Origin of the sequence: Pseudoalteromonas xiamenensis (assembly GCF_030994125.1) — a bacterium.
GTDB classification, from domain to species: Bacteria; Pseudomonadota; Gammaproteobacteria; order Enterobacterales; family Alteromonadaceae; genus Pseudoalteromonas; species Pseudoalteromonas xiamenensis_B.
In genome coordinates this window covers 1,707,104-1,730,963 of the sequence record NZ_CP099917.1, presented here as the reverse complement: position 1 = coordinate 1,730,963, position 23,860 = coordinate 1,707,104, and the positions used below count along the sequence as shown (strand labels likewise).

Annotated in this window: 21 protein-coding genes; 14 read left to right on the top strand and 7 right to left on the bottom strand. The window is 44.3% G+C overall.

The window, feature by feature from the left end:
- The first annotated feature begins 21 nt into the window (after positions 1-21).
- The 4 genes from NI389_RS07985 (at position 22) to NI389_RS07970 (ending at position 4,674) form a co-directional block, all read left to right on the top strand.
- Positions 22-771, top strand: coding sequence for a substrate-binding periplasmic protein (locus NI389_RS07985; RefSeq protein ID WP_308362345.1), 750 nt, complete (start codon positions 22-24; stop codon positions 769-771).
- A gap of 50 nt (positions 772-821) precedes the next feature.
- Positions 822-2,189 carry an MFS transporter gene (locus tag NI389_RS07980; protein ID WP_308362344.1) on the top strand — a complete coding sequence of 456 codons (1,368 nt, stop codon included), beginning with the start codon at positions 822-824 and terminating at the stop codon, positions 2,187-2,189.
- 22 nt (positions 2,190-2,211) lie between these two features.
- On the top strand, positions 2,212-2,868 hold the full coding sequence (ssb, locus tag NI389_RS07975; protein ID WP_208844294.1) for a single-stranded DNA-binding protein: 657 nt from the start codon (positions 2,212-2,214) through the stop codon (positions 2,866-2,868).
- A 123-nt stretch (positions 2,869-2,991) separates the two neighbouring features.
- Positions 2,992-4,674 carry an EAL domain-containing protein gene (locus NI389_RS07970; protein ID WP_308362343.1) on the top strand — a complete coding sequence of 561 codons (1,683 nt, stop codon included), beginning with the start codon at positions 2,992-2,994 and terminating at the stop codon, positions 4,672-4,674.
- On the opposite strand, the gene NI389_RS07965 is transcribed toward NI389_RS07970, so the two are convergent.
- The gene (locus NI389_RS07965) at positions 4,652-5,545 is read right to left on the bottom strand and encodes a 1-aminocyclopropane-1-carboxylate deaminase/D-cysteine desulfhydrase (protein WP_308362342.1); all 894 of its coding nucleotides are present in this window, start codon (positions 5,543-5,545) and stop codon (positions 4,652-4,654) included. The two genes, NI389_RS07970 and NI389_RS07965, sit on opposite strands and share 23 nt — an antisense overlap.
- 221 nt (positions 5,546-5,766) lie before the next feature.
- Between NI389_RS07965 and NI389_RS07960 the strand changes: the two genes are divergently transcribed.
- From NI389_RS07960 to tldD, 9 genes are all read left to right on the top strand, one after another.
- A complete protein-coding gene (locus tag NI389_RS07960; protein ID WP_308362341.1) occupies positions 5,767-7,782 on the top strand; it encodes a formylglycine-generating enzyme family protein in 2,016 nt (671 codons plus the stop codon).
- A gap of 76 nt (positions 7,783-7,858) precedes the next feature.
- Positions 7,859-8,902, top strand: coding sequence for a rod shape-determining protein (locus NI389_RS07955; RefSeq protein WP_308362339.1), 1,044 nt, complete (start codon positions 7,859-7,861; stop codon positions 8,900-8,902).
- The gene (gene mreC / locus NI389_RS07950; RefSeq protein WP_208844289.1) at positions 8,902-9,735 is read left to right on the top strand and encodes a rod shape-determining protein MreC; all 834 of its coding nucleotides are present in this window, start codon (positions 8,902-8,904) and stop codon (positions 9,733-9,735) included. The genes NI389_RS07955 and mreC overlap by 1 nt, the downstream gene beginning before the upstream one ends.
- Positions 9,732-10,208: a rod shape-determining protein MreD gene (gene mreD, locus NI389_RS07945; RefSeq protein WP_308362338.1), complete on the top strand. Its 477-nt coding sequence runs from the start codon at positions 9,732-9,734 to the stop codon at positions 10,206-10,208. The genes mreC and mreD overlap by 4 nt, the downstream gene beginning before the upstream one ends.
- Positions 10,208-10,783: a Maf family protein gene (locus tag NI389_RS07940; RefSeq protein WP_308362337.1), complete on the top strand. Its 576-nt coding sequence runs from the start codon at positions 10,208-10,210 to the stop codon at positions 10,781-10,783. Before mreD ends, NI389_RS07940 begins: the two co-directional genes overlap by 1 nt.
- A complete protein-coding gene (gene rng / locus NI389_RS07935) occupies positions 10,780-12,252 on the top strand; it encodes a ribonuclease G (protein ID WP_308362336.1) in 1,473 nt (490 codons plus the stop codon). The genes NI389_RS07940 and rng overlap by 4 nt, the downstream gene beginning before the upstream one ends.
- A gap of 14 nt (positions 12,253-12,266) precedes the next feature.
- Positions 12,267-16,121, top strand: coding sequence for a YhdP family protein (locus NI389_RS07930; RefSeq protein WP_308362335.1), 3,855 nt, complete (start codon positions 12,267-12,269; stop codon positions 16,119-16,121).
- Complete coding sequence (locus NI389_RS07925) at positions 16,118-16,936, top strand: carbon-nitrogen hydrolase family protein (RefSeq protein WP_308362334.1); 819 nt, start codon at positions 16,118-16,120, stop codon at positions 16,934-16,936. The genes NI389_RS07930 and NI389_RS07925 overlap by 4 nt, the downstream gene beginning before the upstream one ends.
- Positions 16,933-18,372: a metalloprotease TldD gene (tldD, locus tag NI389_RS07920; RefSeq protein WP_308362333.1), complete on the top strand. Its 1,440-nt coding sequence runs from the start codon at positions 16,933-16,935 to the stop codon at positions 18,370-18,372. Before NI389_RS07925 ends, tldD begins: the two co-directional genes overlap by 4 nt.
- Before the next feature lie 62 nt (positions 18,373-18,434).
- Here the strand turns inward: tldD and yjgA are convergent, their stop codons facing one another.
- A complete protein-coding gene (gene yjgA, locus NI389_RS07915; protein ID WP_308362332.1) occupies positions 18,435-18,962 on the bottom strand; it encodes a ribosome biogenesis factor YjgA in 528 nt (175 codons plus the stop codon).
- Between the two features lie 179 nt (positions 18,963-19,141).
- On the opposite strand from yjgA, the gene pmbA reads away from it, so the two are divergent.
- Positions 19,142-20,491, top strand: coding sequence for a metalloprotease PmbA (gene pmbA / locus NI389_RS07910; RefSeq protein WP_308362331.1), 1,350 nt, complete (start codon positions 19,142-19,144; stop codon positions 20,489-20,491).
- 21 nt (positions 20,492-20,512) lie between these two features.
- Here pmbA and mgtE read toward each other — a convergent pair whose 3' ends face one another.
- The 5 genes from mgtE to hpf form a co-directional block, all read right to left on the bottom strand.
- The gene (gene mgtE / locus NI389_RS07905; RefSeq protein ID WP_308362330.1) at positions 20,513-21,874 is read right to left on the bottom strand and encodes a magnesium transporter; all 1,362 of its coding nucleotides are present in this window, start codon (positions 21,872-21,874) and stop codon (positions 20,513-20,515) included.
- Positions 21,875-21,991: 117 nt separating this feature from the next.
- A complete protein-coding gene (locus NI389_RS07900) occupies positions 21,992-22,264 on the bottom strand; it encodes an HPr family phosphocarrier protein (RefSeq protein ID WP_308362328.1) in 273 nt (90 codons plus the stop codon).
- Positions 22,254-23,108: an RNase adapter RapZ gene (rapZ, locus tag NI389_RS07895; RefSeq protein WP_208844281.1), complete on the bottom strand. Its 855-nt coding sequence runs from the start codon at positions 23,106-23,108 to the stop codon at positions 22,254-22,256. Before rapZ ends, NI389_RS07900 begins: the two co-directional genes overlap by 11 nt.
- A 14-nt stretch (positions 23,109-23,122) precedes the next feature.
- Positions 23,123-23,569: a PTS IIA-like nitrogen regulatory protein PtsN gene (gene ptsN, locus NI389_RS07890; protein WP_308362326.1), complete on the bottom strand. Its 447-nt coding sequence runs from the start codon at positions 23,567-23,569 to the stop codon at positions 23,123-23,125.
- A gap of 2 nt (positions 23,570-23,571) precedes the next feature.
- Positions 23,572-23,859 carry a ribosome hibernation promoting factor gene (hpf, locus tag NI389_RS07885; RefSeq protein ID WP_208844279.1) on the bottom strand — a complete coding sequence of 96 codons (288 nt, stop codon included), beginning with the start codon at positions 23,857-23,859 and terminating at the stop codon, positions 23,572-23,574.
- Between the last annotated feature and the right edge of the window lies 1 nt (position 23,860).

Genomic DNA, 23,860 nt, shown 5'->3' with positions numbered 1-23,860 from the left:
GAGTTAAACTACGACAAATAGATGTATCGAATTATTTTATTTGCGTGTTTTGTTTTCGTATTTAGCAGTTATGGTTGCGAAATAACCGTTCGTTTTGAACGATACGGAGTACAAGCGCAAAACGATCCTGAATTGGGTTGGCATGGCCTTGATGTTGATTTTGCAAAGGCGTTACTTGAAAAAGCGGGGTGCAAATATCGTTTTGTCAGTACGCCTTGGGGTCGTGCAATTAAAATGCTGGAATTCGGCGATTTAGACCTTGTCTTGAGTGTGAGTGATAATCCAAGGAGACGCACTTTTGCGTATTTTGTCGGCCCGCAACGTATGGAAAATATTGTGTTCGCAGTACATCGAGATGCGCCGGTTGAATTGAATTCAATGGAACAATTATTTGCGCTTGATAGGCCCGTTGCAATTCAGCGAGGGGCATTTTACGGTCAAATTTTTGAGTCCCATTTAGCGGCGTTGAAAGATCCCGAACAACAATTTATCTACGTTGCGGACAATAACGTAAAGATTAACTTGCTTAAAAATCAGCGTATCAGTGGTTTTTTAGAAGAAAAATACAATTTACTTTACCAGATAGAAAATAATCCCAACTTTTCGGAGGTGAGGATCAACACCTTTATCGTGAACCAAGAGCCGGTGTATTATGCGTTTAGCAAAAAATCTATCACGCCAGAGCAGCTTGCTCAGTTTGAAGCTGCCTACATTGCGTTACAAAAAAGTGGTGAGCTCAAAGCAATTTTGAAGAAGTACAAGCTAGATTAATTGTGTTAGACTAATCGCCGCTTTTTAAAACAGTAAACAATTCGGTAATTATGTCGTCAGCTGCGCTTAATCAATTGGAAAAACGCGCTGCCATTTCATTGGCCAGTGTTTTTGCGTTTCGAATGTTAGGTTTGTTCATGCTCATGCCGGTATTGGCAGTGTATGGACAACATTATCAAGATGTTTCCCCTCTGTGGATTGGTATTGCCATTGGCGCTTATGGCCTTACACAAGCGTTGCTTCAAATCCCAATGGGATGGTTATCCGATAGACTTGGGCGAAAGCCTGTTATCGTAGGTGGCCTTTGCGTTTTTGCGCTTGGTTCTGTTATTGCTGCGATGGCCGAATCCATTCATTGGGTTGCGGTCGGACGTGCATTACAAGGGATGGGCGCTATCGCGAGTGCTCTACTGGCGCTGGCTGCTGATTTGAGTCGCGACGAGCAAAGGCCAAAAGTGATGGCTGTGATTGGTATGTGTATCGGTATGAGTTTCGCTGTTGCCATGCTGCTTGGACCAATGGTGGCTGCGTCGTTTGGCGTTACAGGCGTATTTTGGCTTACGGCCGCGTTGGCACTTGTAGGTATAGGCATTATTTTGTTTCTTGTACCCAATGCGGTGAGTCGTGCACCGAAAGGTGACACCGTTGCAAGTATCGGTGCAATTAAGCAGCTTGTTAAAGATGGACAACTGGTCCGCCTTGATCTTGGGGTGCTGTTGTTGCATTTAACCATGACAACCCTTTTTGTCTCTTTACCGGGGCAATTGATAAAAGATGGGCTTGCAGCAGAATCTCATTGGAAATTGTACATTCCCGTCTTTCTACTGGCGTTCGTGCTAATGGCCCCGATGATGGTGATCGCCATCAAAAAACAAAAGGAACGCTCGGTTTTCCTCTTGTGTATTTTACTGCTCGTTTTGAGCACCGGAATGCTAAGCATGATGGCTACAAACGTCTGGGCAATTGCAGGCTGTTTGTTGATTTATTTCGTTGCATTTAACTTTCTTGAAGCAACCATGCCTGCACTTGTATCACGCTTAGCGCCAGCTGCACAAAAGGGGGCAGCGATGGGGATATTTTCCTCTGGCCAATTCTTCGGAGCGTTTTTAGGTGGGATGCTCGGTGGAGTGTTGGCGCAATATTTTAATGCGCAGATGGTGTTTGCGGCTTCGGCTATGGTTGGGTTAATATGGTTACTTATTGCTTGGGGAATGCAAATCCCTCAACGTAGCAAAGTGATCAATATTTTGGCCGATATCGCCAATGATAAGGCCGCACAAGACCTTGCTGCGAAACTAGTCGCGCTACCCGGTGTATTGGAAGCGACGGTAGTGAACGAAGAAAATCGTTGCTATTTAAAAGTTGATGAAAAAGAGTTTGATTTAAACGCGGCAAGACAACTTGCTGGGTTAAGCTAATTTAGTTTGAGGAGACGGTGCCATGGCACGTGGTGTAAATAAAGTCATTTTGGTTGGTAACTTAGGCCAAGATCCAGAAGTGCGTTATATGCCAAATGGCAATGGTGTTGCGACTATCAGTATCGCAACAACGGATAGCTGGAAAGATAAAAACACGGGTCAAATGCAAGAGCGTACAGAATGGCACCGCGTGGTGTTATTTGGAAAACTTGCAGAAGTGGCTGGTGAATACCTGCGTAAAGGTTCTCAAGTTTACATCGAAGGTCGACTACAAACGCGTAAGTGGACTGATCAAGGTGGTCAAGAACGTTACACGACAGAAATAGTTGTGGACATGGGTGGCCAAATGCAGATGTTAGGCGGTCGTGGTGAAGGCCAATCAGGTGGCGGTTACCAAAACGCACCTCAGCAATCGGCGCCGCAGCAACAAGGCCATTCAGGTGGTTATGCTCCATCACAACCAGCTATGCAGTCTCAAGCACCGCAATCTGCACCACAACAAAATCAGTACAATCAAGGTGGTTATAGCAATAACCAAAACCAAGGTGGCTATGCACCAGCGCAAAGTCAACAAGCCTACGGTGGTTTTGCACCTAAGCCACAACAATCTGGTCCACAAGGTGGCGCAAGCAACCCGATGGAACCGCCAATCGATTTTGACGACGATATTCCGTTCTGATCGAGTAAAGCGATTGAATTTGAAAAAGAGCCAAGCATTTGCTTGGCTCTTTTGTTTTCGCTGCTTGCAGAACGTCCGCTTTTGAACAACACTTAGTAAACACTCACGCAATCTAGGTGCATTATGACGAGCGATTTTTCGCGCATTCGTACACCCGTTTTCACGTTGTTGATCTGGGTTGCTTTCCTGTGTGCATGGGTTGCCTCAAGCGTCTTTCTATACCATTCCCTTCATGCAAAATTACACCAGCAGGGTATTTCGTTAGTAAAAGAAATTGAAGAGGCTTCATTGGATCCTAATAATCCATCGAATGTTGAGGCAATCCAAACTATCCTAGAACAACGAGGTTTTTCGCTAGGTAGTATTGACGAACAGGCGCAAGATTGGTTTTACAATAACGTGGAATATGAAGTCTTTACCGCAAAAGGAATCACGCTGACGCTCAAACATCCGACGATTGGCATTTACTATGCCCATTGGTTCGTGATGTTAACAGGGCTTTTCATTGGTGTAGGCTTTGGTCTATGTCGTTGGAATTTAAGACTCAATAAAAAGTTAGCGATAGAGAGTAAGGTCAACTCGAGTGATTTTGTGAATCAACCACCGCAAAAACCAGATAATGCTGAAACCGTCAATATGCTTCTAGTTGAACAATACGGCCTGTTTAGTCTCGTGAACTTTAACGTTAAATTACCGGAAGAGTGTGATGCCGATACCTATTTTAAAGTCGTGTTGGCTAAAGCGTTTACAAAATATCAAAAATGCCGTGTGCGTTATTTAAATGATGGACTTTTAGCAATTACGTTTCCGGTGGTACCAAAACCTGAAATACAGGATATGACCGCAGTCATTCATGAGCAGATATTTAAATCTCTGCGCAAATTTCGTCATGATTTGTCGCGCAAAGCCGTAAAAGTTGGCACCTGTTATTACCCACACAAAGCAGAGCAAGCAAAAGTGTATCAGTTAGCGCGGTCCGCTTTGGCCATTGCGACAAACAATCTTTGGCATCACTACCACTGTCAGCCTTTGAATCACACGCAGAGTGAATTATTTGATGAGCAACAAGAAGTGCTTAATTACATTACTCGTGGCCGTTTTTTGCTATTGTTTCAACCTCTTATTGGTTTTGACCAACAAGATATCGTCGCAAGCGAAGCGCTATTACGTGTTCGACACAGTAAAATAGGATTGATGTCCGCGAAACAATTTATTGTACATGTTCAAGAGCCAACCCATTTTATCGAGCTGGATAAACATGTCATTGGGCAGGTATTTAACTTGCTGAATAAAGAGCCGTCAAACTTAGATGTCCATATAAATATCCATTGTATGAGTTGGTGCAGCAGTGAGTTCAGGCAGTGGCTATTGGCGGAATTAGCTGATTTTAAATATGCATATCGTCTTGTGTTCGAAATCGCTGCTTTTGATTTCTATCAGTACAGCATCCAACTGCACGACATTTTTTGTGCATTACAAAAGTCAGGCGCGCGTGTCATGGTTGATCATATTGAAAAGCCGCTCGAAGTGAGTCGCTTTCGAGCGCTTCCAGCTGTCGTAGGCCTTAAATTGAGTGTTGAGTTAGTGCACAACATAGAAGTAGACCTACAACGTCAGCGGTTGGTCAGAGAGATAGTGACCCAAGCGAAATTACTGAAGTTACCGGTTTTTGCTATCGGTGTTGAAACTCATCAAACACTACTATGTTTGCAGAAATTGGGGATAAAAGGCGCACAAGGGCACTACTTCAGTGAGCCGCTTCAACAATTCTCTGACTCCGATCTTATATCAGGCCACGATACTTAAGCCCCATCAATCCCTGTAAACCGCCAGTATGAATTGCGCAAATAGTGGTTTCAGGTGCAAAATAGTCAGCTTGGATGAGTTGCCAGAGTCCGAAAAACAGCTTACCAGAGTATATTGGTTCTATCGGAATATGATGTTGTTTGGTAAAAGCTTGGCAAAATGCCCACAATTCAAGTGTAAAGCGTCCATACCCTCCATCGTGAAATTGCTCTAGGAGTTGCCAATGTGTGTGTTGATGTAATTCCGGATATTTTTCGAGTATTTCATCCTTCAAATGTTCGTCTTTTAGAACAGCAAAGCCTATAACACGCGTCGATGCTTGCAACCCAAGCGCTAACCCTGCTAGGGTACCGCCACTACCGACTGCGCAAGCAACGGCATCGCAAGGAGGTAAACTTGCGGCCAATTCCAGTAATCCAGGCAGTGCTAAATGGTTACTGCCACCTTCGGGTACGACCCAGTAGTGAGGAAAGGATTGTTTGAGTTCTTGCAAATATTCATCTTCGTTTCGACGACGGTATGTCTTTCTGTCGACAGCAATCAATCGCGCGCCACATGCTTTTGCAATTTTTAGAGTAGGGTTATTGTCGTCAAGAGGTGTTCCTCGGACAATGATTACACAGTCAAGCCCAGCCAGTTTACATGCCATGGCAGTTGCATACAGGTGATTTGAAAATGCTCCACCAAAAGTGAGCAAGCCTTGGCATTGCTGTTGTTTTGCATGTTCAATGTTGTATTTCAGTTTTCGAAGTTTATTACCGCTGATAACAGGATGATTGAGATCGTCGCGTTTCACCAATAATCGAATTTTTTTCTCACTAAGCAAAGGCGATTTTAATACTTGTATGGGAGATTCAGGGTATGACAGCATCAGTTGTTCATTTTTATAAAGTCTCAGCGGAAGTTTAGCAAAATAAACGCGCATAAATGTGGAAAATTTCCCGACAAAACTGGTCAGACGTAGGCTAATGGTTGTAAACTCAGATATTAATTGTGCAAAGCTTGTGTTTTAGGCGTTAAGTACATAGCATAAAGCCCTAATTATAAAAAATAACAATGACCAAATAATTGCCGCTTTTGGGAATGGAAACTATGCGAATTGCTCCTTTATCTCTTTTCGTGACTGCAGCATTGCTGGCGACTAGTGCCTTTGCTCAGGACACTGCCACAGTGAATGCAATCGAGTCTGAATTAACAGCTAAACAAGCTGAATTAGACAATTTTACAACGGTGTTGGATAAGCATATTGCTGAAGAAACTCGTTTACAAAGCCAATTAGGCCTGCTCAGAAAGCGTTCTACAGAGCTTGAAAAAGAGAAAAATCAAGCGCTTGATGCGATGAACGAAATGTATCGTCGAATGATTGACGATCCAAATCTAGATATCTCTGCGGCACAAACGAGATATCAGCAATCCGTAGCAACCCACAAACAGAACAAAGATGACATTGCGATGCAACTGGCGGCAATTGCGGCGCAACGTAAAGATATTGAGCAAATTCGAGTAGCAAAACACACGCTAGTCAATACCTTAGAAAATCTAAAAGATCAACTTAGCACGGCTCGAGTTGAGCGTCTTCGTAATGAATTTACACGCGAAGGGACGCTAGAAGTTGAACACACTATAAATTGTAAACGAACAGAAACGTTGGCGGCGTGTGAGCAACGAGGCCAGCAGTTAGGTCTACAAAAAGCAACTAAGCGATTTATCGATCAAATCTTTGCTAACTTAACTGAACAGCGAGTTGTAGAGCCAAAACGTAATATCGCTGGTGCGCAAGTTCAAGTTATGAGCAGTCACGTTGTGAGCAGTGCTTTCAGTGGCCAGGGTAATTACACGGCCAATTTAAGTGTCACCATGCGTGGTGATGTAAATGGCAGTCGACTGTGTGGCTTGTTGAACATCGACAATCGATTCTGTTCTGAATATGGCCAGCCGCTTGCCATTGGTTATCAATCGGTATATCCAACTACCTACAGTGATGCTCAACTAAGTTTCCCTGAAGATGCACCTGTTGCCCCCGCTTCAAACACCTCAGATACCGTGAGCGTAGCAAAAATGGAGGTGGCACCCATTGTCGAAACTTCTCTAAAAAAGTCTGAACCTCTACCTGAAAAAAAAACGACGGTAGAGTTTACAGTACGATCTAATGTTTTCGATGATGAAGTGTTTATTAATGGTGTGAGCTACGGTTCGACTAAGCTTGTCACTAGCCTTGCTCCGGGAATGTATTCTCTTGAAGTAAGAAAACTCGGCTATGAAACCTATTCAGCGCAAGTCGATTTACGTAAAGCACGTACATTGAATGTTAAGCTATTAAAAAAGCCTGAGTTGATTGCGGCTCCTACACCGAAAAAAGTTGAGCCAATTGTCGCCTCGGCGGACAATACACCTAAAAATCAGACGGTTGTGATCCCCGCAGGCAAGTTCATGATGGGCGATTTGACAGGCAATGGTCTGGCAAATGAACGTCCAGTTGTCGAAAAAGTGCTTAGTCATTCATTTTCTATGCAAAGTACAGAAGTTACAGTAGCGCAATTTCGTCAATTTATTGAACGGTCACGCTATGTAACCGATGCGGAGAAAAGCCGAGGCTGTGCGCACTACAAAAATGGTGAACCAGTTTGGGACATTGATTACAACTGGAAAAATCCAGGTTACGAGCAAAAAGATTCCTTTCCAGTAGTTTGTGTTTCTTATGAAGATGCAAAGGCGTTTGCGGATTGGTTAACGGCCGAATCGGGTGAACAATACCGTTTACCAAATGAAGTTGAGTGGGAATACGCCGCGCGTGCAGGTTCAAGTGCCGAGTACCCATGGGGTAATGAAATCGGTCGCAATCTAGCAAACTGTGGTTGGTGTGGCAGCGAGTGGTCGAATAAAAGCCCTTCGCCCGTTAGTGAGTTTTCACCCAACGCTTATGGTTTATATGATACGGTTGGTAATGTTTGGGAGTGGACGCAAAAGCGTGCATCGCAAGACGACGTTACGGTTCGAGGCGGAGCATGGAATTTCGCGCCAAGCTTAGCACGTGTTTCAACACGCTTAACGCTTGCGCCTGATTTCAGAGCGAATTACATCGGCTTTAGGCTGATAAAAGAAAGATAAAGACACTTGTTTTTCGACAGGGTAGGAAGGCAACGAAAGTTGCCAATGGTTAAGAATTCAAAGGTTGTTCAGCCTCATGTTTAAAAAATTACGCGGATTATTTTCGAACGATTTGTCGATTGACCTTGGTACGGCAAACACACTTATTTATGTTAAAGAAGAAGGCATTGTACTCAATGAGCCTTCAGTAGTTGCAATCCGCCAAGAACGTGCGGGTGGCCCGAAATCAGTGGCTGCAGTAGGTACGGCTGCAAAACAAATGCTAGGCCGTACACCAGGCAATATCAAAGCGATCCGTCCGATGAAAGACGGTGTTATTGCTGATTTTTACGTCACTGAAAAAATGTTGCAGCACTTCATCAAACAAGTGCATAACAATAACTTTATGCGTCCAAGTCCACGAGTACTCATATGTGTACCTTGTGGTGCAACACAAGTAGAAAAACGTGCTATCCGTGAATCGGCTATGGGTGCGGGAGCAAGAGAAGTTTACCTAATCGAAGAACCAATGGCGGCAGCGATTGGCGCAGGTTTACCGGTATCTGAAGCAACAGGCTCTATGGTTGTTGATATTGGTGGTGGTACAACGGAAGTGGCGATTATTTCCCTGAACGGCATTGTGTATTCTTCATCAGTGCGTATCGGTGGTGATAAGTTTGACGAAGCTATTATCAACTACGTGCGCCGTAATTTCGGTAGCTTGATTGGTGAAGCAACCGCTGAACACATCAAACATGAAATCGGTTCTGCTTGGAAAAGTGAAACACCAATCGAAATTGAAGTACGTGGTCGCAATTTAGCTGAAGGTGTACCCCGTTCATTCATTCTTAATTCGCATGAAATCTTAGATGCATTGCAAGAGCCTTTAATGGGGATTGTGAGTGCGGTTCGCGTGGCGCTTGAGCAATCTCCACCTGAGCTTGCATCAGATATCTCCGCGCACGGTATGGTGCTCACGGGCGGTGGTGCGTTGTTGAAGGATCTTGATCGACTGCTAATGGAAGAAACGGGTATTCCAGTCGTTATCGCTGATGACCCACTTACTTGCGTTGCAAGAGGTGGTGGCAAAGCACTTGAAATGATAGACATGCACGGTGGCGACGTATTTAGCTACGACTAATGAATCTATTATTTGGCCGAACAATCTCTTTACAACTGCGACTGTCTGTCGCAGTTGTGCTTAGTATTGCACTCATTGTTGGTGACCGTTACACCGTAGGTGGCTCAATGGTCCGAACAGGGTTGAATACGTTAGTTAGTCCCTTGTTATACCTTGCTAATGTGCCTTATGAGCTGCTTAACTTAAGCGTGCAAAATCTACAAACGAAAGAACAGTTACGTCTTGAAAATGAACAGCTAAAGGAAAAACAGCTGATGCAAGGCGAGCAATTGCAGCAGTTGGCGTTTTTACTCAAAGAAAATAAAGAATTGCGGGCGCTGCTAGGTTCATCGGCACGAGAAGCAAACCGACGTTTAATTGCGCAAGTGTTATCTGTTCACTCTAATCCGTATAGTCATCAAGTCGTGATTAACCGCGGTACTGTAGACGGAGCTTTCGAAGGTCAGCCTGTGATCGACGAAATGGGTATAGTGGGTCAGCTCTTGAAAGTAGGCACAACGACTTCTCGAGTGATCTTAATGACGGACACTACCCACGCGACGCCGGTTCGTATCCTACGTAATGATGTCCGAACGGTGGTCGAAGGGATCGGTAAGCTTGATAAAATGCGCTTGTCTCATGTACCTCATAGCCTTGATATCCGCATTGGTGACGTACTTGTCACATCTGGACTCGGTGGCACTTTCCCTGAAGGATACCCCGTTGCCGTGGTGACGGAAATTAACCGTGATGAAGGGCGTCCGTTTGCGCAGGTCTATGCTGAGCCTGTTGCCCAGTTAGATCGCATCCGCTTGTTAGTACTCTTGTGGAAACAACGAGAGGGGCAGCCATGAAGTCGGCTCATTTTTTAATTTCTGTGTCTGTGTTTGCTGCCTTAGTTATGGCGCTAATGCCATTGCCGCTATCCTTTGAACCGTTTCGTCCAGATTGGGTGCTATTGGTGCTGATGTACTGGTCACTCGCTGTGCCACATCGTGTCAATTTAGGCTGGGCCTGGATTACTGGTTTGATTATGGATTTAGCCATGGGTTCAACACTGGGTGTGAATTCATTGACGTATTCGGTTTGTATTTATATTACCGCTAGCAACTATCAGAAAATTCGCAACTTTTCAATTTGGCAGCAAGCGGTGCTTATTGGGTTGTTCTTAACGCTCTATCATTTACTGCAATTCTGGCTCAATCATTTTTTAATGGATATCTATTTTAATCCGCAATATTTGTGGCCTGCAGGGGTAGGTATGCTTTGTTGGCCTTGGGTCTTTTTGTTATTAAGAAAATACCGTCGTCATTTTAGGATCCGTTAATGGCTCGAAAAATCTATTTAGCGTCAGCTTCACCTCGTCGTCGAGAACTTGTGGAGCAACTAGGCTATCAATTTGAACAGTTCTCCGTAGATGCCGATGAAAGTTTACTTGGTTCTGAATCCCCTCGTAATTACGTTGAACGTTTAGCTCGTTTGAAGGCTGAATCAGGAGTTGCGCTTGGTTACAGGAATTACCCTGTACTTGGCAGTGATACCTCTGTTGTTGTAGACGGACAAATTCTCGGGAAACCAGAGAATTACGAAGACTTTCAACGCATGATGACGCTGTTATCTGGCCGTACCCATGAAGTATTAACTGGTATTGCATTTGCAACTGAGCATTCCACAATCAGTGACGTTGTAGTGACTCAAGTCACATTCAAAGCATTGAGCGAAGCCGAGGTGGAGTCTTATTGGCAAACAGGTGAGCCAGCGGATAAAGCCGGTGGATATGGTATTCAGGGGTTTGGCGGCCGATTTGTCACCAATCTCGAAGGTAGCTATTTTGCGGTGATGGGCTTACCTTTATATGAAACGGATAGGCTGTTAACACGTTTTTTAGCGGAGGCGAAATGAGTAGTGAACTACTGATAAACGTCACACCCAGTGAGTGCCGAGTCGCTTTAATCGAGAATGGGGTGTTACAAGAGGTTCAAGTTGAGCGTCAGGGAAATCTAGGTATTGTCGGCAATATTTATCTAGGCAAAGTGAGTCGTGTGTTACCGGGTATGCAAGCCGCATTTGTCGATATTGGGCTTGAGAAAGCCGCATTTCTTCATGCATCAGATATCGTGAACAGTGCTTCTTTCGAAGAAGGCGTAGATGAACAACCTGTAAAAAAAGTACAGGACATTCGAGAGCTCGTAAAGCAAGGGCAGTTCATCATGGTACAGGTAGTGAAAGATCCACTTGGCACCAAAGGGGCTCGTTTGACTACGGACATTACTATCCCATCACGCTATCTTGTGTTTATGCCCGACGCGACGCATGTTGGCGTAAGTCAACGCATCGAAACAGAGGAAGAACGTGGGCGACTCAAAGAAATAGTCCAAGCCTACAATGACGAGCAAGGCGGTTTTATTGTACGTACAGCGGCAGAAGGCGCGACCGAAGCCGAACTCCAACACGATGCAGAGTTTTTGAAAAAAGTATGGACTAAAATTGTCGCAAAGCGCAGAAAAACCAGTAAAGCAACGATTTTACATAAGGACCTTACTCTCGCGTTTAGAACACTTCGGGATTACGTCGGTGAAGATATGGAACGGATCCGTGTTGATTCTAAATTGACGTATCAAGAGCTGACGCAGTTTACGGAAGAATTCGTACCTCAACTGGCGAACGCATTGGAATATTATCCGGGTGAGCGACCAATCTTCGATTTATTTGATGTAGAAAATGAAATTCAGAAAGCCCTTCACCGTAAAGTGGAATTGAAATCAGGCGGCTATCTAATTATCGATCAAACAGAAGCAATGACGACGGTAGATGTAAATACGGGGGCGTTTGTTGGTCATCGAAATTTAGAAGAAACCATCTTTAATACCAACGTAGAAGCTACATCAGCTATTGCACGTCAGCTTAGGTTAAGAAATCTAGGTGGTATCATCATTATTGATTTTATCGATATGATTTCGGAAGAACACAAACGTCGTGTATTGCACTCTTTGGATGTTGCGTTGTCAAAGGATAGAGCGAAAGCGAACATTACCGGCTTGTCTGCGCTTGGATTGGTTGAAATGACGCGTAAGCGCACTCGAGAGAGTCTCGAACATATTTTGTGTGATACGTGCCCTGTTTGTTCCGGACGAGGGTCATTGAAAACGGTGAAAACAGTTTGCTACGAAATATTAAGGGAGATCATGCGTGTGAATCGCGCGTACGACGCGGATAAGTTCATGGTGTATGCCTCGCCAGCGGTGAGCGAAGCCTTGTTGAACGATGAATACCATAACCTCGCAGAGCTTGAGCTCTTTATTAGTAAGCAAGTGGTTGTTCAAACCGAAAGCCTTTACAGCCAAGAACAATTTGATGTCGTTATGATGTAAGTGATTTTGAGAGCATGAAGTTTAGAACCATATCGTTTTATTTACTGCGCAAAGTGTGGCAGCTATTTGCTGTTACGCTTGTGCTGCTTGCGGTGGTTGTTTCTGCTCTCAAATATTCGTTGCCGTATGCGAATGACTATAAGGAAGACATCGAAACATTATTGTTTGATGAATTTGGGGTCGATATTGCCATTGGATCTATTTCTGCAAGTTGGCAGGGAAATGGCCCCGCATTGGTCTTGGAAGGATTGTCCTTTGCCGATAACCAAAGCTCTCCGATTGCACTTGATATTGAAAACACCAGTTTACATATTAACCTCGTCGAGTCGGTAAAGACTTGGCAACTTAAATCCAATTACTTTGTTTTATCCGGTCTTTCGGCCAATATCGATGCAAGCCGATTCAATTCGGGCAGTGGGGAATTTGAACAACAATCCCTTCTTGAAAGCCTTTTCTTGGGCGAGACGGGTCATTTTGAAGTCAAAGACAGTCAGCTCCAAATTAAACTACCTGACGGGAAAAAACGGACGTTATTGGTCGATAGTCTGCTTTGGCAAAACCAACCTGAGCAACATCGAGGCTATGGTAAGATTGCGATACCGGGAATTTCGGAAGGTGAGTTCACGGCCAACCTAGCACTACATGGCCGCACCTTTGGTGAAGTGGCTGGTGACATTTATTTTTCAGCGCAAGGTGTAGATGCAGCAACGTGGCTGGGACCTTGGTTAGATAAAAATAAACAGCAAGTTAGTACCGACCTTAACGCGACGGCTTGGTTATCGGTGAGTTCAGGTCGTTTCTCCACCGCTTTGATGCAATGGCAGCCGAGTTATATTCACTGGCAGCAAGATAATATAGCTCAGGAATTGAGTTTAGATGCGGGTGAAGCGCAAGTTTACTTTGACCAAAATCAAGGGTGGGATGTCGCAGCATCGGCTTGGCATTTTAGCCATGGAGGCCGTGATTATCCTGCGATTGAATGGCAAGCAAGTCAACAGCAAGGGAAATTAGACGTTTGGCTTAAGTCGCTCAGCCTATCGCTTGTCAGTGAGTTATTAGACTTCTCAAATCAAGAATCAATAAAAAATGCCTTAGCGTTTAAACCCCAAGGTATGGTTTCTGCAGCAAAAATTGAATGGCAAGACAAAGCAAACTGGCAAGCTTATGGTTCGGTTGAGGAATTAGGTTGGCAAAATAGAGATGGTGTGCCTGGCGCGCAAGGGTTATCCGCAGAGATTTTTGCTTTGCCTGAGCGTATTCGTCTGGCGGTAAACGGTGAGAACAACCATTTGTTGACTGGTCATGTGTTTAGTAAGGCGATGGCTTACGAGCAATTACATGCTGTGATTGAAGCAAGGCAAAGTAACGAAGGGTGGTCATTGCAAAGTGATGATATTTGGTTTGCAAATAATGAACTGAATCTCGCGGCTGAATGGCGAATGGACCTGTTTGGTGAGCAGTTATTTTCACTCTATGCCGAGCTGACAGGGGGCGATGGAAAAAATGCCTCTCAGTATTTTCCTATTCCTGTCATGGATACGGATCTAATTGCTTACTTGAAAGGTGCTATCAAGTCAGGTCAACATCAGCGTTCTCAGATATTGCTCAATGGCAATTTAAGTGATTTTCCTTTTTCGGATAAAAGTGGGCAGTTTGAAGTTAAATCTGAACTCAATCAGGTTGAATTTGCGTTTGCGCCGGATTGGCCTGCGATTACGAATGCTCAGGTTGAGTTAGATTTTACCGATGAGAAGATGACGATTTTGGCGAAAGATGGTCAATTACTCAATCAAACTATTCATCAACCCGTCACCGTATACATCAATGATTTGATGCATGCCGATCACTTGTATGTAGACATTAAAACCACCACAGAGTCATCAACGCTGCCTAGCTTCTTTTCACAAACGCCGTTAGCAAAACATTTAGATCCCGTTTTTGAAGTGATTAAGCCACAAGGCAACGTGAGTGGCGATGTATTGCTGACTGTCGACTTGCGCACCAGTCATGTGAATGCCGTGGGTAATGTGGATTTTCTCAGTAATAACTTAGAGATAACGCAGCCGGGCATGTCTTTAACCAATGTCTCTGGACGTCTCGACTTCAGTGATGAAAACTTATCAATTTCCGAATTGAGTGGCTTGTGGCGAACGATGCCCATCGTGGTTTCATTAGATGCGCAAACTAAGCAACGAGACTATGTGGTTGCAATTCAAAGTGCGTTATCAGCTAACCACGAAGAGCTGGACCAAATAACGAGTGGACTTACCCAAAAGTTTGTTACGGGTGAGACAGCGATCAAGACTGACATAACACTGAACTTTTCACCGACAGGGTTTCATTACACTGCAAAAGCAACGTCAGATCTGAAGGGCATGGCCATTTCATTACCTCAGCCTTATACCAAACGTCATGATCAAACTCAGGCACTTGCTGTGTCGATTCAAGGTGACGACATCTCGAATTTAATTACAGCTCAATTGAATAATCAGCTGTATTTCAATGGCATTCTAGACAACGCGACAGGCAAAATCAGTAATGCCAATATTGTGGTGGGCAACAAGAATCAAGGTTTGTCAGAAGAAGGCTTAGTTGTTTCGGTGAATCAGCCATCACTGCAGTTAGAACCATGGTTCCCATTTTTAAAACGATTGATTGACGTTAGTTCAAAACCAAGTGAGCAGGGAATTCTACCGTCACTTGTTCGAGTTTACGGAGAGTTTAGTCAGTTGGATATTGGGCCGCTTCCCTTTAGTGAAGCGCAGTTTGTTCTCAAGCCCGACCCAGATGGTTATGGTGCAACAATAACGGCAAAAGAGTTACGTGCTAAAGCGACATTGCCGCCGAGTGGCTCTTCAAGACCAATAGGCGTGTTGATTGACTATTTACGCTTACAACCTAAAGAAAATACGACAGAAAAACAGGGTACGGTTGAGAATTTAGAATGGTTAACACACATTCCCGCCGTAGAGGCACAATGTTTAGATTGTAAAATAAAAGGGTATCAACTCGACAAAGTCAGCCTATCGTTATTTGGCGATGGAAAAAATTTGATGATCCCTGAATTGGTTGTTGATAAGAAAGAACACGTTTTGCGTGGTGAAGCAAAGTGGAGCCAAGGAATATCTGAGTTTAAAGGGAAACTTGAGAGTAAGAATGTGGGGTCTTTGTTCGATGAGTTTGATATTACCACTACGGTAAAAGACTCTACTGCGGATGTTAATTTTGCATTAAATTGGCAAGGAGCACCTTATCACGTCGACCTTAATAGTTTAGGTGGCGAAGTGAAATGGCGCCTTGGCGAGGGCCATCTTACCGAAGTCAGTGATGGTGGTGCGAGGGTATTCTCATTGCTCAGCCTTGATTCATTGGTCAGAAAACTCAAACTCGATTTTCGTGATGTGTTTTCAAAAGGCTTTTTCTACAATCAAATAACGGGCTCGATGCAAATAAAGTCAGGGATTGCATACACACAAGATACAAAAATGGATGGCGTTCCCGCGGACCTTACCATAAAGGGATACGCGAATTTAGCCACGAGAGAAATAGAATATGATTTATCCGTTGCGCCTCAAGTAACATCGAGTTTGCCTGTTATTGTTGCTTGGATGGTTAATCCGGTATCTGGGTTGGCTGCGCTCGCTTTAGATAAAGTCGTGCACTCCGCACGAGTGATATCTGAAATTAAGTTTAAGGTTTCAGGGACAATGGATGCGCCACATGTGACTGAGATTGATAGGAAAAGTCGTGAAGTGGAATTACCACAAGCCGCACAAAGTCAGCCACCAGAAGAACAGAAAGATCCAGCAAACGAGCAACAACAAGATGCAATGGATATGCCGGAACAAACTCAGGGTATTTCATTATGAGTAAGTTAGTTTTTGCGTTACAAATGAACGCCACGTGTAATGCTCAAGAAAACATCGATTTTATTGATGAGCAAATTAGTGCGTTGAACTTACAAGAACCTGCGCTAATTTGTTTGCCAGAAGCTTGTTTGGCCTTTTGTCGAAACGTTTCCGAGAACCAACAGCTCGCGACTGAACATGAAACGTGGTTAAAGATATTTGGCGAACTGTGTCAGCGTCACAATGTTTGGTTGGCTATTGGCAGCATGCCTGTTCCAGCGCCAGATGGCCGCTATTACGCCGCGTCTATTTTGCTCAATAATACTGGGCAGATTGTCGGCGATTACCATAAATTGCATTTGTTTGATGTAACGGTAGCCGATGGCACAGGTAACTATCATGAATCTAAAGGCACCGCCCCTGGTCGGCATATTCAAGTACTGGAGACGCCATTTGGGAGAATTGGTCTCAGTATTTGCTATGACGTGCGCTTTCCTAGTTTATTTCAACAACTACGCGCGTTAGGTGCCGAAATCATCCTAGTCCCAAGCGCGTTTACCACGGTAACAGGTGAGGCTCATTGGCATGTTTTATTGCGTGCTCGAGCGATTGAAACGCAATGTTATGTCATTGCTGCCGCGCAAGTAGGCTTGCATGAAAATGGCCGTCAGACTTATGGGCATAGTTTGATAGTCTCACCATGGGGAAATGTTGTCAGCGAGCTCGGTTCAGGTGTCGGAATGATACAGGCTGAGCTAGACTCTGATAAGTTACAAGAAATCCGCCAAGCCATGCCCTTGGTTAATCACAACCGATTTTTAGAGCAGTTAGTATGAATCAAGTAGAACAGCATTTATTAGCGGACAGTCAGCTCACTCGCGAGCAACTTGCACAAACATTGTCATACATTCATCAACATAGAGTTGATTATGCGGACCTCTATTTTCAATCGAGCTACAACGAAACGTGGGTGCTCGAAGATGGCTTAATTAAAGAAGGTACGTACAACATTGAGCGTGGAGTCGGGGTTCGAGCTGTCAGTGGAGAAAAAACAGGTTTCTCGTACTCAGATGCAATCAACATGGAAGCGCTTAATAAAGCGGCAGAAGCAGCTCGAAGCATTGCCCAAGCCGGTGAAGAAAAACGTATTCAGGTATTTAGTCAAGTTACAGCTCCTGAGCAATTTGCGCCAAGACAGCCGATAACAAGCATGACAGACGATGAAAAAGTGCTGTTGCTTAGAGAAGTAGAACAGGCAATTCGAGAATTAGCACCAGACGCAGAGCAAGTCGTCAGTTCGATGTCTGCAGTTTATGAAGAAGTGCTGATTGCCGCAAGCGATGGTACATTTGCGACTGATATTCGTCCTTTAGTGCGGTTAAATTGTTCAGTGCTGCTCAACCGTAATGGTCGCAGAGAACGGGGGAGTGCAGGTGGCGGAGCGCGATTAGACTATGACTATTTCCGTGAGCTACAAGATGGAAAGCCTCGCTGGCTTGGCTATGTTAAAGAGGCGGTACGTCAAGCTGAAGTTAATTTAGAAGCCATCGACGCGCCGGCGGGTACGATGCCTGTGGTTTTAGGTTCAGGGTGGCCTGGAGTGCTACTTCATGAAGCAGTAGGGCATGGTTTAGAAGGGGACTTCAACCGCAAAGGTGCTTCAGCGTTTAGTGGTCGAATTGGTGAGAAAGTCGCGTCTTCGCTTTGCACCGTGGTGGATGATGGCACTCTTGTCGATCGCAGAGGATCACTCAATGTCGATGATGAGGGAACGCCAGCTGGGTATAATGTACTAATTGAAAATGGCGTCCTGAAAGGGTATATGCAAGACAAGCTCAATGCACGACTAATGGGGGTTAACCCGACGGGCAATGCACGTAGAGAATCTTATGCGCACCTGCCTATGCCACGTATGACAAACACGTACATGTTGCCAGGTCAACACAGCCAAGAAGAAATCATCTCTACCGTGAAAAAAGGGATTTTTGCGAGTAATTTTGGTGGTGGGCAGGTTGATATTACGTCGGGTAAATTTGTTTTCTCTGCATCAGAGGCCTACTTAATTGAAGACGGCAAAGTAACTCGTCCAATCAAAGGAGCAACGCTGATTGGCAATGGTCCTGATGTCATGCAGAAAATTTCGATGGTAGGTAACGACTTACAATTAGACAAAGGCGTTGGCGTTTGTGGCAAAGATGGCCAAAGTGTCCCTGTTGGCGTTGGGCAGCCAAGTTTGAAAATTGATGAAATCACGGTTGGTGGAACCGCATAACGACTAAATAAAAACCCCGCTTTCGCGGGGTTTTTATTTAGAATGTCTCACAGTCATTCGCTCTAGGGCATAATGACTTCTTTAATGTACTGAAACAGTTCTTTGTAGCCTTTTGCAGGTTTTTCCGCCGCCGCTTCTTTTTTCGCTTGGCGAATTAACTGACGTAATTTTTGGCGTTCGAGCGAGGGATATTTCTCTAACAATTCATTCGCTTTGTCGTCGCCAGTTGAAATTAATTCGTTGCGAATACGCTCAATTTTATTCATCAACACGTCTGCTTGATTGTTCTTATTTAAAAGCAAATCAATCATCGCTTGGATATCAGGAACATTATCGGATTCGCGTAATGTTTTTGAGATATAACTCATATGGCGGCGCAAAGCTTCATGTTTGCCTTGAAGTTTGTCGGCTAAAGCCATTGCTTCAACAAGCGCTGGAGACAAAGGTAACTTGTCTCGTTGCTTCTTACTTAAGCCAACAATATCAACACCCAGTTGAAACAGTTCTTGCGCATCGCGCTTTAATTCGCTTTTTGAAACGTAGATGATCTCTTCTTCGACTTCAAACGGATCGGGACGTTTTCTCGCCATGATTAATTGCCAAATAAAATACTTATTGGCAAGTATACCAAACCCATTACCACTTTGCTTCAGTGTTGTAGAAATGTAGGCTTTAAATACCGTAGGTAAAATCTTATTTGTTGTTCCTAAGGCTGAAATGAGAGATGTGTGGTAGCATTAAAAGAGAAAGTTTAAATATGGAATATGCCATGAGCCAAACACAGAACGCGCCTATTTATCAACGTATTGAAGAAGTTAAACAAGCTGTATCCGAAGCGTTGGACTATGCAACCTCATTGGGTGCAACCGCGGCAGAAGCAGCTATGTCGAGCACCTCAGGTTTGTCTGTGAGCACTCGTTTGGGTGAAGTGGATACCATCGAATTTAACCAAGATGGTGGGTTAGGCATATCCGTTTACGTAGGCAACCATAAAGGTTCAGCCTCTACTGCCGATTTAAGTCCTTCAGCGCTTAAATCGGTGGTAAAAAAGGCCGTTGAAATAGCGAAGTATACGTCTGATGACCTTTGTAACGGTCTGGCGGATAAAGCGTTGATGGCTTTTGACTATCCTGATTTAGATTTGTTTCATCCAGAAGATATATCGCCAGAGCAAGGTATTGTGCTTTGTCAGCAAGCCGAAAAAGCGGCGCTTGAATTCGATTCGCGTATTGTGAATTCTGATGGGGCAAGTTTTTCAAGCCATCAAGGACTTCGCGTCTACGGAAATACGCACGGCTTTCTAGCTGGTTTTCCTCGTACTCGTCATTCTTTGAGTACGATGGTGATAGGCAAAGAAGGCGACATGATGCAGCGTGACTCTGCATACACAATTTCACGTGTGTTTTCTGAGTTAAAGCAAGCGGCGGAAGTTGGTGTGGAGGCGGCTGATTCAACACTTGCGAAGCTGAACAGTCGTCAAGTGGCGACCCAGAAAGTCCCTGTGATTTTCCGTGCGGACATCGCCAATAGCTTGTTTGGGCACTTAGTGAATGCCATTGGTGGGGGCGCGCTTTACCGTAAATCGAGCTTCTTACTTGATAGTTTAGGCACTCAAGTCTTTAGCTCATGCGTCTCTGTTTCTGAACGCCCACACATGCTTAGAGCATTAGCATCAAGCCCGTTTGATAGCGAAGGCGTCAGAACCTCTGAGAGAGAAGTATTACAGGCAGGAGAGCTACAAACCTACCTACTAGCTAGCTACGCGGCGAAAAAGCTTGGGATGCAAGCGACTGGGCACGCAGGTGGTATTCACAACTGGTTAGTTCATCCAACAGAAGGGGGGCTAGATAGCCTGTTAAAATCGATGGGTAAGGGATTATTAGTGACAGAATTAATGGGTCATGGTGCAAATACAGTAACTGGCGATTATTCTCGAGGGGCTGCGGGTTTTTGGGTAGAAAATGGTGAAATCCAATTCCCTGTGAGTGAAATTACCATCGCGGGTAATCTTAAAGAGATGTTCAAAAACATTGTTGCGATTGGTAATGACATTGAGAAACGCGGCTCAGTACAGACGGGTTCGATTTTAATTTCAGAAATGCAAATCGCAGGTCAGTAACACGCCGATTTTGGTAGACGTTTAGTCTACCAAAATCCACGTCGCAGTACCCAAGAAAGCGAAAATACCCACAATATCGGTCACGGTTGTTAACACCACGCTACCTGCAAGAGCGGGGTCAATGTGTAAACGTTTGAGGATAAGTGGAATACTTGCCCCTGCAATACCAGCCGCGACTAAATTCATAAACATCGCAAAGGCGATTACGGCGCCAAGTTTAAAGTCCCATTGCCAAACGGCGATAACACCCGCAATAAGTACAGACCAAAGCAAACCATTCAAAGCCCCAATCGCCAGTTCTTTACCTAAAATAAAGCGTTGGTTGGCGCTGTTAACGTGCCCCAATGCAATACCTCGAATGACCAGTGTTAATGTCTGGCTCCCTGCAACGCCACCCATACTTGGTACGATACCATTGAGAACGGCAAGGATTGGTAGTATGTCTAACGTACCTTCAAAAAAGCTCGCAACAAATGCGGCAAGCAGCGCGGTTAGCAAGTTAATACCAAGCCAGATTGAACGACGTTGGCTGGACTTCATGACGGGGGCAAAGGTATCTTCTTCATCATCAAGACCCGCCATACTCATTAAACTGTGTTCAGCGTCTTCTCGGATGACATCGACGATATCATCAATCGTAATACGACCAAGGAGATGTTTATTGTCATCAACCACAGGTGCTGAAATCCAATTGTGACGCTCGAACAACTGTGCGACTTCACTTTCATCCATGGAGATTGGAATGGCCTCTTTTTCAAGATCCATGAGATCCCGAACAATTTTATCCGGTGAATTGGTTAGCAGCACGCTAAGCGGCAATGAGCCTAAGAAGCAATTATCTTTATCGACAACATACAAGTCATCTGTGCCGTCAGGCAGCTCCCCTTTCAGCCTTAGATAACGTAATACAACATCAAGCGATACATCCGGACGAATAGTCACAGTATCGCTGTTCATCAACGCACCCGCAGTACGTTCTTGATAGGATAGGGCTTGCGTTGCACGTTCACGGTCAATCGCATCCATTGCGCCCAATACATCTTGATAGACAGGTTCGGGTAAGCTTCGAAGTACTTCACCTAAGTCATCGTCGTCCATGTCTTCCGTTGCCGCGGCGATGAGCTCAGGTTCCATCTGAGCGATGATGCCAAGACGCACGTCTTCAGAGAGCTCTTCAAGGATGTCACCTTGAATATCTGGGTCAACTAATTGCCAAAGTTGTGTACGAACTTTATGTGGAGAAGATTCAAGTAATAGGGCGGAGTCGCAAGGTGCCGTTTCGGCAAGCATACGTCGAACCTGAACAAACTGCCCACTGTTAAGCGCTTTTGTGACTTGTTTTAATTGCTGCAGTGTGTAGTCTTGCTCGAAGGTTTCCGGCATAGGCGTTCCTTGATTGTACGGTTAAATGAATGTGCTAAGCACAAAAAGGAGCTCTAGTATAAGTGTAACGAATTAACTCACGCTTACCAAGCCGGATTTAAGGAGAAAATCAGCAACTTATTCAGATTCATGGAAACGATCGTCGATAAGTTCCCCTATTGCATCCAAAGCAGGTTCCGCATCGGGTCCTTCACAAACGACTTTAATTTCTTTGCCTTGACTACTTTCGAGTAACATCAACGCGAGAACACTATCGCCTTCTGCGATTTTATCGTCCTGATACAGCGTAATTTGTGCATCGAACTGCATGGCTAGTTGCGCTAAAACCGTTGCGGCGCGCGCATGTAAACCTAGTTTATTTTTAATTAAAAACGTGTTCTCAACTCGCATGATTGGGTTGCTCTCTGTGGCGAATTTTTACGTTACTGTGCATTGTCTGAAAACTTTCACCAATCGTTTGGGCAAGATACACGGAGCGATGTTGGCCACCCGTGCATCCAATCGCAATGGTGAGATAACTGCGGTTATTGCGCTCTAAATGTGGCAGCCAAGTTTGTACAAACGTCTGAATTTGCCAGGTGAATTTTTGCACAATACTGTGATTGGCGAGATAATCCTTTACAGGTTGGTCGAGGCCGGTTAACGGTTTTAATTCAGGCTCCCAATGCGGATTTGGCAAGAAACGAGCATCAAAAACGTAATCCGCTTCTTTTGGAATACCATGTTTGAAGCCAAATGACATAAAGGTAATGATGAGCGTTTTATCTTTCTTACCTAATATTTTCTCTCTAATCGTCTCCGCAAGTTGATGTACGCTCATGTCCGTGGTATCGATGAGAACATCCGCTCGGTTGATGATAACATCTAATAATACTTTCTCTTGCGCAATAGCCATATCCAGTGGAAGACTGTTAATTGAAAGAGGGTGAAGCCGACGAGTTTCAGAAAATCGGCGAATTAACGTATGATCATCACTGTCTAAATAAAATAAGGTGGGTTTAGCGAACTGCGGTAAGTATTCGAAGATTTCATTAAATTCTTGTTGTTCTTTTGGTAGGTTACGGACGTCAATGCTTACTGCCACTTTGTCATAGTTATCGGCAGAAATACGCACAAGAGAAGGCAATAAATTAACAGGAATATTATCTACGCAATAAAACCCTAAGTCTTCTAAGACTCTTAATGCAACTGATTTTCCGGATCCAGAGCGACCACTGATAATTATAAGTTCCATTTTACCACCTCTACTTAGCTATCCAGTACCTCAAACAATTCTTCATCTGTTTGTGCATGTCGTAAACGACGACAGTATTCTTTGTCCCTAAGTTTATCAGCGATAGTGGCTAAGGTCTTTAGATGTGATTGATGTTCCCCTTCTGGTACGATCAGTCCGACAAATACGTCGACGGGACGATTGTCTATTGCATCGTAATCGATCGCTTCTTGGTTCGTAAGGAGCATGACGAGCGGTTTTTCTATACCGGTTAAACGCCCATGCGGAAGTGCAACACCTTTGCCAATTCCTGTGCTTCCCAGTTTTTCTCGCGCAAGAAGTGCATCAAGGATTTCATGTTGATCTACTTCTGGAAGCTGCTGTTGTGCTAATTCACTAAGATATTCTAGAACGCGCTTTTTACTAGTAAAAAGGACTGCAGCTTTCGTGCAGTCCTTTGAAATGAGTTCGCTAAGTTTCATTGTTAGTGTCGAGTCATCTTTTCTTTATGTTTTATTACTTGACGGTCCAACTTATCCAAGAGTAAATCGATGGCCGCGTACATGTCCTGGTGTTCCGTTGATGCAAAGAGTTCCCCACCATTTACATGTAGAGTTGCTTCTGCTTTATGCGTGAGTTTTTCAACATCTAATATAACGTGAACATTATTGATGTGATCAAAATGTCGCTCCAGCTTCGCAAACTTACTGTTTACATAGTCTCTTAAAGAATCGGTAATTTCTACGTGACGACCAGTTAGATTTAGTTGCATA

Excerpts from the sequence above, each read along its gene's own strand:
- NI389_RS07985 (WP_308362345.1), top strand. The coding sequence starts at position 22 with ATGTATCGAATTATTTTATTTGCGTGTTTTGTTTTCGTATTTAGCAGT.
- NI389_RS07980 (WP_308362344.1), top strand. The coding sequence starts at position 822 with ATGTCGTCAGCTGCGCTTAATCAATTGGAAAAACGCGCTGCCATTTCA.
- ssb (WP_208844294.1), top strand. The coding sequence starts at position 2,212 with ATGGCACGTGGTGTAAATAAAGTCATTTTGGTTGGTAACTTAGGCCAA.
- NI389_RS07970 (WP_308362343.1), top strand. The coding sequence starts at position 2,992 with ATGACGAGCGATTTTTCGCGCATTCGTACACCCGTTTTCACGTTGTTG.
- NI389_RS07965 (WP_308362342.1), bottom strand. The coding sequence starts at position 5,545 with ATGCTGTCATACCCTGAATCTCCCATACAAGTATTAAAATCGCCTTTG.
- NI389_RS07960 (WP_308362341.1), top strand. The coding sequence starts at position 5,767 with ATGCGAATTGCTCCTTTATCTCTTTTCGTGACTGCAGCATTGCTGGCG.
- NI389_RS07955 (WP_308362339.1), top strand. The coding sequence starts at position 7,859 with ATGTTTAAAAAATTACGCGGATTATTTTCGAACGATTTGTCGATTGAC.
- mreC (WP_208844289.1), top strand. The coding sequence starts at position 8,902 with ATGAATCTATTATTTGGCCGAACAATCTCTTTACAACTGCGACTGTCT.
- mreD (WP_308362338.1), top strand. The coding sequence starts at position 9,732 with ATGAAGTCGGCTCATTTTTTAATTTCTGTGTCTGTGTTTGCTGCCTTA.
- NI389_RS07940 (WP_308362337.1), top strand. The coding sequence starts at position 10,208 with ATGGCTCGAAAAATCTATTTAGCGTCAGCTTCACCTCGTCGTCGAGAA.
- rng (WP_308362336.1), top strand. The coding sequence starts at position 10,780 with ATGAGTAGTGAACTACTGATAAACGTCACACCCAGTGAGTGCCGAGTC.
- NI389_RS07930 (WP_308362335.1), top strand. The coding sequence starts at position 12,267 with ATGAAGTTTAGAACCATATCGTTTTATTTACTGCGCAAAGTGTGGCAG.
- NI389_RS07925 (WP_308362334.1), top strand. The coding sequence starts at position 16,118 with ATGAGTAAGTTAGTTTTTGCGTTACAAATGAACGCCACGTGTAATGCT.
- tldD (WP_308362333.1), top strand. The coding sequence starts at position 16,933 with ATGAATCAAGTAGAACAGCATTTATTAGCGGACAGTCAGCTCACTCGC.
- yjgA (WP_308362332.1), bottom strand. The coding sequence starts at position 18,962 with ATGGCGAGAAAACGTCCCGATCCGTTTGAAGTCGAAGAAGAGATCATC.
- pmbA (WP_308362331.1), top strand. The coding sequence starts at position 19,142 with ATGAGCCAAACACAGAACGCGCCTATTTATCAACGTATTGAAGAAGTT.
- mgtE (WP_308362330.1), bottom strand. The coding sequence starts at position 21,874 with ATGCCGGAAACCTTCGAGCAAGACTACACACTGCAGCAATTAAAACAA.
- NI389_RS07900 (WP_308362328.1), bottom strand. The coding sequence starts at position 22,264 with ATGCGAGTTGAGAACACGTTTTTAATTAAAAATAAACTAGGTTTACAT.
- rapZ (WP_208844281.1), bottom strand. The coding sequence starts at position 23,108 with ATGGAACTTATAATTATCAGTGGTCGCTCTGGATCCGGAAAATCAGTT.
- ptsN (WP_308362326.1), bottom strand. The coding sequence starts at position 23,569 with ATGAAACTTAGCGAACTCATTTCAAAGGACTGCACGAAAGCTGCAGTC.
- hpf (WP_208844279.1), bottom strand. The coding sequence starts at position 23,859 with ATGCAACTAAATCTAACTGGTCGTCACGTAGAAATTACCGATTCTTTA.